Here is a 12,991-nt window from a genome sequence, read left to right as displayed (position 1 = left end):
GCCGAAGCAATCTGTGCTGGCACCCCGTCATTGCGAGGAACGTAGCGACGTGGCAATCTTGTCAGCGGGAAAGGATTGCTTCACCCCTCCGGGTTTCGCAATGACGGTCGCTTTCAAATATGACTGATTTTCTCCTTGGTGGGTACGCAATGACGAATACTACTAGTCTCCTCGAAGATAATGCCTGCAAGCAAGCTTGCTGCGCAACATTCGCCTTGCACGCTTTTGCGAAGGCTCCCTTCCAGGGACAATTCGTCTAAAAGAGTAAAACTCTTAAGACTCATGGGCAGCCCCTTTTCCCTTCACCCTATCCCCCGCCACGCTTTGTGGTTGGAAGTTTTGTTTTTGTGGGGTGGATTTGGATATTGCGCCATAGCGAGAAGGGGGAACTCGGTTATCAGTTCCGACCGCCAACTTTCAACTAATCACTGATCACTAGTCGCTAACCCCTAATCCCTAACCATGGTTCAACAACCGGTTGCTGAGCCTGTCGAAGCACACCAACCAAGCAAATCGGGTGGAGTTTTGTATATAAGTCCTGAAAAAAGGCAGGAAACGCTAAATGCAATCAGCAGGGGCAACGACGAAATGAACTAGACCATGAATATCGACAGCAGCATGAGGGAAAAGCGCAAAAACAAACTTTCCGGAATTTACAACGAAGTATCCTGAGTCGAATCGGAAGATTGTTCCAGTGGAACGCCTTCCTTGTTATAAACAGAAACGGCCTGCTGAAACTGCCCGGCGAACCATTCCCGAAGGGAGAAGGGCGAAAGGACTTCCGCCTCTTTCAAAAATTGGGCGAAGTAATGCTTGGCGTGGGTTTCCGTGCAATAAAATTCGTAAATCCCGTTCACCGGCTCGCCGCATATCTCCGGTCGATTCGTCACGATGTTTCGTAGCATCCGCTCCCCTTCCGCAGTCAAACGGATCCGGACCTTTTTTCCATAAGAAAGATAGGGGTCAAAGTGTTCGCGATACAAATCGATTTGCTGTTTAATCCTGTATTGCGAAAGAATGGGCAAAGCCGAATCCTGCAAACCGGCAGCGACATCGCGAATGTGTGCAATTCTCAAAGTGCGGAAACAGTCCGGTGAATTTTCAACGCCGACTTCGTAAACGACCACATAAGCGCGGGCAAGACTTGGCGAAAAGGCGATAAAGCACGGAATACAGGAATGTCGCTCGCCCCGATAGTTCAAAGCGACCGACGCCCGATTTTCAATGGAGCTTTCCAAAGTTTTGACGCATTGACTCTGTACAAAAAGTTCCCGCCGGCATCGGGGAAGGCTCGTGTATTTTTCAAAAAGATAACGGCAATAAGCGGCCCTCTTCAAATTTTCATGGGATTCCACGAAGTTGATGAAATGCAGATTCTTCTTGTAAACGTTGAACTGAATCGGCGGAGACATTTTATAGTTGTCCGTATGAGGCATTTCCTTTCCGGGAATCGGCCAAAAATCGTATTGCGCGATGATGATGTTGCAAAGCTTTCCCAGCGTTTCTAATCCATAATCCACCATGTCGATTTCCAGCTGCTTTCGCGTAAAACAGGAAATCGGCACTTTGATTTTTGACGATGGATAGGGTTTAGAAAACATTTGTCAAAGTTAAAATCTGACCCCGAAAAATTAAATGAACCCAATAAATTAAAAAAGGTTCTTGTTTTAAAAGCAAAATCATTTTTTTTTGCAAATTTCAAAGAAATTTGTGCGAAATAAAGTTCCTGTTTTAGGAACTTCAAAAGCATTCAATTTGTTTTTTTGACGATTTGCAAAAATTCCTTTTTATATTAGAAAAAAAATTCTAAAGGAAAAATAAAAATGTTCATTTGTGAGAAATGCGGTGCAGAACGCGAGAATCTTCAGGTTTTGACAAATGGATTTTGTCCCAAGGGCGGCAAGCACGAAGTTTACCGCGGAAGGGAAACCGGTCCCTTCCACTGCCGCAAATGCGGAATGGAATACGCCAAGATGATGAATCTTGTCAATGGATTTTGCCGCTGCGGTGGAAAGCACGAGCCGGTGTAGAGAGGGGTGAAGATAATCCTACATATCTAAAGCTTCACTAATAAAAATCTTTCATAAATACTCCATAAATTCACCTAGAAATAAAATGAACGCAAAAATAAAATTTCTTGAAATCATCGATAAGGTTTCTGCTATTGCTCAAAAATGCGACGTTTCTTGCGAAAAAGCAAAAGCTCTAGCCCAAACAATAAAAAGCCAGGAATTATTAGTACCTGTTGTCGGAGAATTTAGCGCAGGCAAAAGTACTTTCCTAAATTCATTTATTGGAAGACCCATTCTCTCTGTGGACGTTTCTCCAGAAACGGCTGTCGCCACAGAACTTCGGTATTCAGAAAAAGAATTCGCTGAAATTGTCGAGGATTCTGGAGAAGAACTTTCTGTAAAAAAAGTATCCATTGAAGAAACGCACCATGTAAAACCTTCCTGGCGCAGCATTCGGCTCTATTTAAATTCCGAAAATTTGAAAAGAATCGAACCTATCATTTTTGTGGATATGCCAGGATTCGATTCCCCACGTGACGACCACAATCGAGCGATTGCCAGTTACTTGAATCGAGGCGTTCACTACGTTGTTTTGACCAGTGTGGAAAGCGGCACCATCACTTCGAGCATGTCCCGCCAATTGCAGGATATCCAGAACATGGGCCGAGATTTTTCTTTCTTTGTAAGTAAAACCAATTTGAGAAGTCCAGAAGATGTTTCCGAAATCATCGAAGAAATGAAGGACCGCATCGAAGACGCTCTGGAAATTGAAAGAACGCCGCAACCTCTTGGAAAAAATGCTGGTGCGGAATTAGTCAAATTGGTTTCTTCAATCGATCCAGAAAATCTTTTCTTGAATATTTTCAAAGACCCTCTTTTGGAATTGATCGACGAAGTAGCTGACGCCATCCAAATTAAAATTTCCGCATTGAAATTGGACAAAGATAAAAATCGCGCCGCTATACAAGAGATGAACGATTCGTTAGCCAGACTAGAACAGCGAAGAGATTTGATGATTGCGGAAGCAAAGAGCAACCGTTTCGATGAAGATGCCGATACAATAGTCAACGCCGCAGGAGCATCCATCAGCTCAAAAGTCGAAGAATTGACAGAAATGGCAATGAAAGGAGCGTCTAGCGAAAGCATCTCCCAAGAAATCAACGCGACGGTTCGATCATCCATTATTCCAGCAATCAATAAAATTTCTCAAGAGTCGGCTTCTAAAATTTCAACCAGTTTTCAAGTAGAGCTTCGCGAATTGAATGCAACATTCAGCAACTTGGAAAATCCGGATTTTGTTGCCAAGATAGGAACAGCGGCATCCAATCTGGGAAATTTTGCCAAAGAATCTCTTGCGAGCCTCACCGCCAAAGCGGATAAACAAAATGGTTATCTTAAACCGGCGTACAAGACAATCGTCGGAGCACTTGGCATTATGACCAACGTATTCGCGCCGGTTCTAGAAATCGTCCTACTGTTTCTTCCCGAAATTATAGGACTATTTACTCAACATCAAAGAGAAGTTGAAAAGAGAGAACAAATTCGTTCGCAGATTTTGAATTCCATCCCCAAAATGAAACAAGAATTGCGCGAAAAAATCGGGCCTATTCTTACGGAACAAAAAATCGCAGCCATTAACGCAATTTCAGAGCAGTTTGATTCAAAAATCGACGAAATGAAAAATGAAATCAGCAAAGCGAACGAGGCTTTGGAAAACAACGAAGACATTGTTGAAAAAATGAAAGAATATGAAGAAGCCGAATTAACGCTGAAAAAATTAAAAGACAGCATTTAGGAGAAAAACCATGTACCAAGAACGCCTTGAAAAAATCATTGAAAAACGGAATCGCCTTGAAGAATTATCCGCAAAACATCCCGATGTACTGAAGGATGATTTTGCAGCCAATTGCGGAGAAGATTTAAAACAGGAAGAAAAAATTCGGCAAAATTATGCAGAAAAAATCGACGCCAACCGCGACTTGCAAATAGGAATTGTGGGGCGAGTCAAAGCAGGAAAATCCTCCCTTTTGAACGCTCTTCTATTCCAGGGAGAATCCATTCTGCCCAAAGCGGCAACTCCCATGACAGCGGCCTTAACAATTCTTTCCTATTCGGAAAAAATAGAATTAAAAATTCGTTTTTTCGATCAAGCGGATTTAGCGGCATTAAAAGACAAAAGTAATGCTTATGAAAGCAAATACGCAAAACTCGTAAAAGCCATTATAGAAGATTCCCGGCATAAAGCGGAAACAAAAGCGGCGGAAAGAGGAAACCGCATAGGTTCTTTTGATGAAAATAAGGCAAAAGAGCGCGCAGAACGGGAAGCCAAACGAAAATTAGCGGAAGAAATAGATCTTTCTGGAGCGTACGAACAATTCCAAAAAATTAAAGAGTCCTCCGTGCAGGAATCCGAGGTTTGTGGGCAAACAAAAATTCTCTACCCTTCTTCTTTAGGCGAAATCGCTTCGATGCTTGCCGATTATGTTGGCTCGGAAGGGAAATACATGCCCTTTACACAAAGCGTCGAAATCGCATTCCCAAATGAAAATTTGAAAGGGGTGCGCATTGTAGATACTCCGGGGTTCAATGACTCGGTTCCTTCTCGCGAACAAAGAGCGTATCAATTATTGAAAGCAAGTGATGTCGTTCTGATTTTAAGCCCCGCTGGCAGTTATTTAAATGCATCGGACAAGGATGTCCTTCAAAAAATTACAACCAAAGATGGACTCCGAGAAATTTTTGTTCTGGCAAGCCAAATCGACACTCAACTTTACGGCGGTGAATACGAGTGCTACAATGGCGATGTATTCCGCGTCCGAGAAGAAATCAAAAAACGTTTGGCAAGCCAAACCGCCTCTGTCCTCGGCTCCCTCAATTCCGATGGAATTTTTGACCAACTGCTTTCAGGCGATGGCGACCGCATTCTAATGACATCGGGCGATTGCCATTCCATGTATTTGACATTTTCCAATAAAGAAAATTGGGACGAAAACAAGAAAACCGTTTGGAAGAATTTATGCGAAAATTTCCCCAATTATTTTTCAGAAAAGGATTCTGTTTCTTCTGCGGAATCACTCAAGAAATTGGGAAATATGGAATTAGTGGATGAAAAAATTCATGCCGTAAAATTGAAAAAAGAAGAAATCCTTGCAGAAAGCGCAAATCAGCAATGCGTGTCTTTGGAAAACGCCGTCAATGACTTGGCTGAGGATTTGAAGAGAGCCGTAAAAAGCCAAATGGAACGAATCCGGTCGGCAAATTTGGAAAGCCTTCAAAATGAAAAGAACGGGATTGAATCCTTCTGTTTGAAAGTAGAACCGAGCATCACCCGAACCATAAACGAAGCCGTTGCCGAATGGCGTTCCGCATCCACAAAGGATTTAATTGCTTTTGTAAATTCTCTCCAAAACGACGCTAAATCCGAATCGGCATCATACAAAGAAAATTTTACCCGCGACCATTCCTACACAACGGGACACTTGTGGTGGAAACAACGTCATCATTACCAAACGGAACACACACGAATCAGCATAACACAAGTCAGAAGCTCCATAGAAGATTTTGTGGAAAAGAACAATAATAGTTTAAAAAGAGAAGTGCTGGATTCCCTAGAAAAATTGAAAAGTAATATCGCCTCCAAAATTTTCATTGTCTGGGCGGACAAGGCAGCGGATCAAAGTCTGGAAGCAGATGCTGTTGCCAATAAAATCCGGGCAATTATAGAATCCCTACAACTCCCTGAATTCAAAATCCCTTCGGGGCAATTGCCAAGTCCATTGCTGAACTCCGGTTCTGTAGAAGATGAAGAAGTCACCGAGATTTTAGGCGAAGCCAAAGCATTTCTTTCCAAAATGGCAAATTCTTTAACCCAAATGCTCACGGAAGAAATTCATCGTTACGCTATGGCCATTCAAAAAGCCGACATCGCTTCGGAACTTTTAGGCCGTTACCGCAATCAGCTGGACACTTTAATTAAAGACATTGAAAACAAGGAAAAATCCATAGAAAGCTATGAAAATGTACTCAAAGAATTGGAGAGCATTTAATGGATTAGGCGACCCTTTCCATTTTTCAGAAAAATCTTTGGAATATACCCTAAAAAAGAGAATCCTCTAATGAATTTAAATGAGCTAAACGATCGTTACGAGCTTGTTTCAAAGCTGCTAGCAGCAAAGCCTACCCAAAGCGATTCGCTAATAAATTTTCAAAATGTCTTGAAGAAAGACTATATGGAATACACCAAAGAGGACGACGCCCTTTCGGAGGAAGCCTCTGCTTTGCTGGAATTACAAAGTATCGAACAAGATTTGGCTGTATTTATTCACAACAAAGAGGTTTACAGCAAAAATTCCATCGCTTTAGCAGGTGGATTTAGCAGCGGAAAATCCACTTTTTGCAACAACCTTTTTAGTTCCTCCGAAATCACTTTACCTGTGAGCATTAACCCCGAAACGGCCATCCCGGCTTACGTAATTAGCGGCGAGCAGGCGCCGAACGCATTTGGTTTAACCGCTACAGGAGCCAGCGTAGAATTAGGAGTAAATGCCTACAAGCAAATGAACCATCAGTTTTTGAAATCTTTTGCATTCAACTTAAAGGACTTAATGCCATCGGTTGTGATTCATGCAAAGATGCCAGAACAATTTGAACATATTTGTTTTATTGATACACCGGGATACAATTCTGCGGCGACAGACGATTCTTTTACCAGTAGGGACCGAGAAACTTCCCTTATGTTCATCCGTCAGGCAAAAGTCCTTTTTTGGTTTATCGGCCTTGACGGTACGGGAACTTTAACGGACTCCGATATAGAATTTTTGGAGGAGGTTCTCGAAGAATCCCCCGACAAGAAAATTCTGATTGTATGCAATAAAGCGGAATTAAAATCAGAAGAGGATTTGAACGATATTTTAGATCATATCGTAGAAATTCTTGAAGACAATGAAATCCCTTATGAAGGCGTGGTCGCCTATAGCTCCAAGCAAAAGAAAACTTTCGCCTTTAGAAAAAAATCTTTAGATGGTTTTTTTACAGAATGGAACCGGCTGAATACGGACAAAAAGAAAGACTTGCAAAAACGCTTGAAAATTTTATTTCGCAAACACATCAATGCGGACGCAGAACAAATCCAGGCCTCACTTGAAAAGTCCAAAAACTTGAACAAAGTTCTTTTGCATTTTAATTCCCTCATGAACGACGCGGAAAACAAATTCAGCGAAGAGGCTACTCAGCAACGAAGAGCTTCCATACGAAATGGAACAAAAAGTGTTTCCATAGAAGGGCTGAACCAGCATTCCATCGAATTAATCATTCGTGAAATTTCCTTAATGAAAGCGTCTTCTGAAAACGATGCGAAAAAGTACCAGCACAACAAAGAAACCATCACAAAGATCTATGAAAAAATGAACGAAATCGTGGCCGAGATATTCAAAGGGTTTCAAGATTTACCCGAAGACGATTTTGTTTCCATTCCAGCAGGCTGCTTTACAATGGGAAACGATAACGGTCGCAAAGATGTACGACCCGCTCATAAAGTCTATGTCGATTCGTTTAAAATGAAAACAGGACTTGTAACTCAAGCGGAATGGAAATCCGTAATGGGAAAAGATCCTACAGTAAAATTCAAAGGCGATTCACTGCCAGTCGATCAAGTGTCTTTTCCAAAGGCCATTAATTACTGCAATAAATTAAGTGAAAAAGAAGGATTGAATCCTTGCTACGACAACAAAGGGATCTGCGATTTGACCGCAAATGGTTACAGATTACCGACAGAAGCGGAATGGGAATACGCCGCCCAATCTTTTGCAGAACTCCCCTTAATAGAATGCGCCTGGTATAAAAACAATTCTAACGAAACGACTCATCCCGTTTCTCAAAAACAGGAAAATGATTTCGGATTATATGATATGCTGGGCAATGTTTATGAATGGGTCAATGACGGCTATAAAATTTACGATTCCGAAGAAAAAGATAATCCTCTTGTCAAAGCCTCTTTGAAAGAGGATCACGTCATTCGAGGAGGCTGCGCAACGAGTGACGAAAAATTTTGTTCCGTTACGATGAGAAACGTCGCTGCTCCAAATGGTAGCGGAATGTTAATCGGTTTTCGCATGGTGAAAAAAGCTTAAGGAGATTTGAAAATGGGTTTCTTGGATAATTTTTTGGATGATGTGTTCGATACGTTAGAAACGTTAGTAAGTAATGATGATGACGACGATGACGAGGAGGATAAGGACGAGGATGGCGACAATGACGAAGAGGACAACGAGGAAGACGACAGTGATGATAACGAAACCGATGAACAGCCTCACAAAATTTCAGAAGATATTTTGTCTGCACAAAAATTCCTTCGGGATTTCGTGAACGACTATGGGGAAGAAATTTTTGAATCTGACAACGCGCATAAATTCAAGACGATGATTTCCCAAATCGATTCCGAACACGCGGATACTAAAGATGTTTTAATGATTATCCTGTCAAACAATTTAGGCGGAAAATTTTTGGCTATTCAAGACTCTGACCCAGATGTTCAACAAAGAATCTTTGCCGATTCCATAAAAGAGCTAAATGGACAGGGCATGCAAAAAGAACGCGCGACTGACATTGTAAGCATTGTCGCTAGCGCATTGGGAATGACGTTTAATTCCAAATGACTATAATATGTTTGAACGTTGGTTACAAAAGAAAGTTGTTAGAAAATGCGATGTCTGCGGTCACAATTGGATCGCTTTCGTAGGGGGGTATAATCCTCAGAATATGGACTCACTAGAATCTATGCAACACTTTAAAGAGTTTCAAGAAACAAAGGATTGTCCTGTTTGCAAGGAAAAGAAATCTAATCCGATAAAGGATTCCTTGAATGAACAAGACAAATCTGAAAATGTCAAAACATTTCTTGTCCAAGATCCAAGATACACTCTTGATGATGTTTTTTTGCCTGCAAGCTCTCAACTTCAAATTGATGAAGCTTTAGCGAAAATCAAAAACTATAAATTGATTTACGAGACGTGGGGATTCAAGTCTGTCGATCCCAGTGGTGCTGGAACGGTATTGAATTTCTATGGTAAGCCGGGAACGGGAAAAACTCTCACGGCAGAAGCCCTTGCGGGAACTTTAGGAAAAAAGTTTATCAGTCTGGGAATGTCTGACGTAGAAAGCAAATTCATGGGCGAAACGGCAAAAAACATTCGTGCTGCTTTTGATTATGCAGCAAAGAACGATTCTGTTCTATTCTTTGACGAAGCAGATACTTTGCTAGGAGCAAGGCTTTCAAATGTGACTCAGGGCATTGACAATGAAGTGAATTCGTTGCGTTCAACAATGTTGATTGAACTTGAAAAATACGAAGGCATCGTTATCTTTGCAACGAACTTTGAAAAGAATTATGACAAGGCATTTGTCAGTCGGATAACCCAACATGTTTTTTTCGACTTGCCCGATTTAGAAGGACGTCGTAAAATTTGGGATCGTTTTCTTGTGCATGGAATTCCTTTGGATGACGAGCGAGAAAGCCTTTTGACTAAACTGGCAAATATTTCCGAGGGACTTTCTGGAAGGAACGTTCGTACGTGCATGCGTCTTGCGCTTCCCAAGGCGATTCACGATGCTGACGACAAAAATCCGGTTTTAAAATTTGCGCATCTTCAACAGTCTATAGAAGATGTGTTACATCAAGAAAAAATTGGCACTGAGGTCAGTTCGAAGGTGGCAACGAATAGGGCTGCACTGAAGATGCTTGGAACAAAAATCAAAGAAGAAAATCAAAAAAAAGGAGAATGAATAATGGGATTTTTTTCATTTGTTGGTAGTTGTATAAGTCATGCAGCTTCTTTTGTCGGATCTGCAGTATCTGCCGTGGGTCGTACTGTAGGCAAGGTGGTTACTGGTGTAGCTAGATTTGCAGGTAAAGTCTTGACAACGGTTGCTTCCGTTGGTGAAAAGGTTATTAAAACGGTGAAGACCGTATGGCCTGTGGTTAAACCTTGGGTGGCTAAGTTTGCCAACGCATTGATCGCGGTTCCTGTTGTCGGGCCTTACCTTGCTGTGGCCGCTAAGACGCTCTTGGCTTTAGAGAATTCTCCCATTCTAAAAAAGATTGCCTCTGTTGCTGAACGCGTCTTGCCGAAAATGAAGAAGATTGGCATTGCCTTGACCAAGTGGTCAGACATTCAAAAGGCTAAGGAAGATCAGGAAATTCTTGAAGAAGGTGAAGCCGAAATGCGTAGCAATGAAGAAAAGTGTTCTCTGCGTATGGCTCAGATTATAAACAAGTTTATTATTGTTAATTCAACCATTCAAAAAATGATTGAAGAAGACAAAGCTGTTGACTTGGATAGCTATTTACGCATACGAGCGGATGCCCGCATTTTGGAAAAGATTAAAGATCGTTTGACAAATATCAAAAGCCTAGACGAAGTCTCTGCGGATGACTTATTTGTTTTGAATTTTTCTGATAAAGTGATTAATGAAGAGGATGTTTCCGCCGAGGACGCCGATCGCTTTGCCGAACTTGTAGAAAAGATGTTTGGCAAGTCCGTAATGGCAATTGTATTTGATGAAATGATAAAGCAGTGGGCCGCCGATTTGGAAGTTGACCGAGAAAAGGAAAAGAAGATGTTTGCAGAATGGAATTCATCCAATGTGATTTTTAAACGATTCTCCCGTCTTGAAGCGGACAATCTCCTTTCAGACGAGGAAATGGTGGAATTTAAGGGGCTGAAAGATAAACTTCCTAGAATGAAGGAAAATCTAGACGAAGTCCAAAAATCTATTGGGCACCGTCAATTCTACATCGAAGCCGCAGAAGGCATGCTTTGTGTTTACGAAGGCGACAAAGCAATTGCTGAAGTTGTGGGTGAAGATGAAATAGATATTATCAAAGAAAATGTGGAAGATGTGGGACAATTAATTATTGAGTGTATGAATCGCGGCAAGGAATGGGAATCTCTCACAGAAGATGAACAAGGATTGATTATGGATTTTTCAAATATATTCCGTAAGTCCGCTCAGAATCGTGCCAAGGAAGTGGTTGAAGTTATCGGAGGTGCTTGCTAATGGAATATCTTTACTATCTCATTCCGTCTGATTCGATTCAGCTAGTATTTCTGATTGTTATTGCAGGCCTTTCTTTTGGAACGGCAGCCTGGTTACTTTTGACCGCTAATGAAAAAGCGTGGGAAAAGGTTTGGCAAAATGGAACCTTTGATGACAAAATGGATGATCTAAGTGCAGAACACGGTTCCGTTATAGAATTGGCGGATGCGGTCGCCTTGCCGTCAGAAAAATTTGCGGAAGTACTTCCCAGCATGCTTTTGGTGATTGGGTTATTAGGTACATTTCTTGGTGTGGGAGTGGCCTTGAATGCCGCTGCAGATGTATTGGACAACAAGAATGTGGAACCCGCTGAGCTTTTGGCTAAGATGATGCCTATGTTGGGTGGTTTGGGTGCGTTGTTCAAATCGTCCATCTATGGCATTATTTTCTTTTTCCTCTTTACTTTATGGCGCAGTAAGTTTGGTCGAAATAAGGAACGTTTTAACTGGTGTGTAAAGCAATGCAATAATCAGTTGAAATTGAAGAATAGTTTTGCAGCAGCAAGTACTAATAAAATTGTTAAAGCCTTGAGCGATATGCAAGAAAGTCTTGGCAAGAATTTAGGAGACTGCATTCGCAATTCGTTGCTGAATTCTTTGGAATCCGGTTTTGGATCCCTTGAAAAAGGCATCCTTTTGATGAATAAAAACTTATGCAAAACACTTGAGGAAACCGTCGTTGAACGCTTCAAAGCATTGGAAGGCGAATTTCAGGAACTAGTTGATGAAACCAAGCGCATGACGGATAAGATAGTTAGTGTTTCCACCAATATCACAAAGATGACCAAGGAAATGGACTCCTTGAGTACTTCTATGAAAAATGAATTTGAATCCGTTTCGGAATCCGCCGATAAAATGGGTACGGCTGCTGCAAGCTTGACCAAATCTGTGGACGATTTTACTCCTGCCGTGACAAATACTTTGAATAGCATTCAGACTCAGTTTGTGGAGTCTATCAATGCAAGTAGTTCCGTTATGGAACAGGCAGGCGATTCCATTAGACAGGCTGTGGTTACGATGGCTGACGAATCCCAAAAGGGGCAGAAAAAATTGAACGACACGTTGGATGTATTCGAAAAGAATATCCGTGTTTCCCTGAAAGACATCAAAGACGCAACAACTACCATGGGGGTTGTGAGCGGCGATCAGATTCATGTTATGGAAGGCCTTAAGGACGGTATTGAAGAAAGACTTTCTTCAATCAGTAGAGCCAATTTGAAAATCTCTTCTGAAATGAACAAGCTTCCTGGAAACATTGCCGAAATATTGGCGAAAACTTTGAACCGTGTTCCTTCTGAAAAGGAAAACGATCTCAGTAGAAAAGGCTGATGTGCAAATTCAAATGAAGAATCCATGCTGATTTCATTTTTATAGGTCTTTTGTATGAGAAAAAAACCGAATCCATTCGTTTCTATTTCTGACTTGATGGCTGGCGTAACCGCTGTGGTAATGCTTCTTCTTGTAGTGACTGTGGTAAAGATGTCTGTAATGGCAGATGCCGCAGAAAAGAGAAAAAAACAGGGCGTTGAACAAGCTATTAAAGAAATTAGAAAAAGTATCAATCCAAGTTTAAATAGTCAGCCCTTAAAAAGTCACTTTGCGAACGCAAGATAAGGACGTTCGCATTTTTTGTTCATTCCGTTCCACAGAAGGCAAAAACAGTATAGCCATTCCAACAGGGCAAAAAAGCGCCTCATGGCCCTCTTGAAGTTGAACGCTGCTGCTGCAAGCTTTGCGTTGAGCATGTCGCCAAAGATTCCCTTGTAGAAATTTCTGCCCATACGGTGGTCGCTTTTCAGGTGGCCGTTGATAGGCTCGATGCCAGCCCTCTTGCAAAAAAGCTTGTGAGCCTTTTTCTTCTGGTAGTAAGTCGCGTTTTTCTTCGGG

10 protein-coding genes and 1 pseudogene are annotated in these 12,991 nt (G+C 41.6%); 9 read left to right on the top strand and 2 right to left on the bottom strand.

Going from position 1 to position 12,991, the window contains the following annotated elements; all coding sequences use genetic code 11:
- Positions 1–653 precede the first annotated feature (653 nt).
- Positions 654–1,601 (bottom strand): WYL domain-containing protein, encoded by a 948-nt coding sequence (locus B5D40_RS13545; RefSeq protein WP_078777340.1) that lies wholly within the window; start codon positions 1,599–1,601, stop codon positions 654–656.
- A 222-nt stretch (positions 1,602–1,823) separates the two neighbouring features.
- Here B5D40_RS13545 and B5D40_RS13540 point away from each other — a divergent pair, with 222 nt between their 5' ends.
- The 9 genes from B5D40_RS13540 to B5D40_RS13500 all read left to right on the top strand — a co-directional run bounded on the left by B5D40_RS13540 (position 1,824) and on the right by B5D40_RS13500 (position 12,718).
- A complete protein-coding gene (locus tag B5D40_RS13540; RefSeq protein ID WP_078777339.1) occupies positions 1,824–2,030 on the top strand; it encodes a hypothetical protein in 207 nt (68 codons plus the stop codon).
- Between the two features lie 85 nt (positions 2,031–2,115).
- Entirely contained in the window at positions 2,116–3,807 is a 1,692-nt protein-coding gene (locus B5D40_RS13535; RefSeq protein WP_078777338.1) for a dynamin family protein, read from the top strand.
- 10 nt (positions 3,808–3,817) lie between these two features.
- Positions 3,818–6,058 carry a dynamin family protein gene (locus B5D40_RS13530; protein WP_078777337.1) on the top strand — a complete coding sequence of 747 codons (2,241 nt, stop codon included), beginning with the start codon at positions 3,818–3,820 and terminating at the stop codon, positions 6,056–6,058.
- Positions 6,059–6,226: 168 nt separating this feature from the next.
- Positions 6,227–8,140 carry an SUMF1/EgtB/PvdO family nonheme iron enzyme gene (locus B5D40_RS13525; protein ID WP_158222111.1) on the top strand — a complete coding sequence of 638 codons (1,914 nt, stop codon included), beginning with the start codon at positions 6,227–6,229 and terminating at the stop codon, positions 8,138–8,140.
- Between the two features lie 12 nt (positions 8,141–8,152).
- A complete protein-coding gene (locus tag B5D40_RS13520) occupies positions 8,153–8,665 on the top strand; it encodes a hypothetical protein (protein WP_078777335.1) in 513 nt (170 codons plus the stop codon).
- Between the two features lie 7 nt (positions 8,666–8,672).
- Positions 8,673–9,791 carry an ATP-binding protein gene (locus tag B5D40_RS13515; protein ID WP_198951018.1) on the top strand — a complete coding sequence of 373 codons (1,119 nt, stop codon included), beginning with the start codon at positions 8,673–8,675 and terminating at the stop codon, positions 9,789–9,791.
- 3 nt (positions 9,792–9,794) lie between these two features.
- On the top strand, positions 9,795–11,066 hold the full coding sequence (locus B5D40_RS13510) for a hypothetical protein (protein WP_143394402.1): 1,272 nt from the start codon (positions 9,795–9,797) through the stop codon (positions 11,064–11,066).
- Complete coding sequence (locus B5D40_RS13505) at positions 11,066–12,433, top strand: hypothetical protein (RefSeq protein WP_078777332.1); 1,368 nt, start codon at positions 11,066–11,068, stop codon at positions 12,431–12,433. The genes B5D40_RS13510 and B5D40_RS13505 overlap by 1 nt, the downstream gene beginning before the upstream one ends.
- Positions 12,434–12,487: 54 nt before the next feature.
- The gene (locus B5D40_RS13500; RefSeq protein ID WP_078777331.1) at positions 12,488–12,718 is read left to right on the top strand and encodes a hypothetical protein; all 231 of its coding nucleotides are present in this window, start codon (positions 12,488–12,490) and stop codon (positions 12,716–12,718) included.
- Here the strand turns inward: B5D40_RS13500 and B5D40_RS13495 are convergent.
- Positions 12,697–12,991 (bottom strand): annotated as a pseudogene (locus B5D40_RS13495) (hypothetical protein); the annotation flags it as partial. The gene B5D40_RS13500 and the pseudogene B5D40_RS13495 sit on opposite strands and share 22 nt — an antisense overlap.

Source organism: Fibrobacter intestinalis (assembly GCF_900167415.1).
Classification (GTDB): Bacteria; Fibrobacterota; Fibrobacteria; order Fibrobacterales; family Fibrobacteraceae; genus Hallerella; species Hallerella intestinalis.
The sequence above is the reverse complement of the archived record's forward strand: the minus strand, read 5'-3'. Positions and strand labels throughout refer to the sequence as shown.

Excerpts from the sequence above, each read along its gene's own strand:
- B5D40_RS13535 (WP_078777338.1), top strand. The coding sequence starts at position 2,116 with ATGAACGCAAAAATAAAATTTCTTGAAATCATCGATAAGGTTTCTGCT.
- B5D40_RS13505 (WP_078777332.1), top strand. The coding sequence starts at position 11,066 with ATGGAATATCTTTACTATCTCATTCCGTCTGATTCGATTCAGCTAGTA.
- B5D40_RS13515 (WP_198951018.1), top strand. The coding sequence starts at position 8,673 with ATGTTTGAACGTTGGTTACAAAAGAAAGTTGTTAGAAAATGCGATGTC.
- B5D40_RS13540 (WP_078777339.1), top strand. The coding sequence starts at position 1,824 with ATGTTCATTTGTGAGAAATGCGGTGCAGAACGCGAGAATCTTCAGGTT.
- B5D40_RS13510 (WP_143394402.1), top strand. The coding sequence starts at position 9,795 with ATGGGATTTTTTTCATTTGTTGGTAGTTGTATAAGTCATGCAGCTTCT.
- B5D40_RS13500 (WP_078777331.1), top strand. The coding sequence starts at position 12,488 with ATGAGAAAAAAACCGAATCCATTCGTTTCTATTTCTGACTTGATGGCT.
- B5D40_RS13545 (WP_078777340.1), bottom strand. The coding sequence starts at position 1,601 with ATGTTTTCTAAACCCTATCCATCGTCAAAAATCAAAGTGCCGATTTCC.
- B5D40_RS13520 (WP_078777335.1), top strand. The coding sequence starts at position 8,153 with ATGGGTTTCTTGGATAATTTTTTGGATGATGTGTTCGATACGTTAGAA.
- B5D40_RS13530 (WP_078777337.1), top strand. The coding sequence starts at position 3,818 with ATGTACCAAGAACGCCTTGAAAAAATCATTGAAAAACGGAATCGCCTT.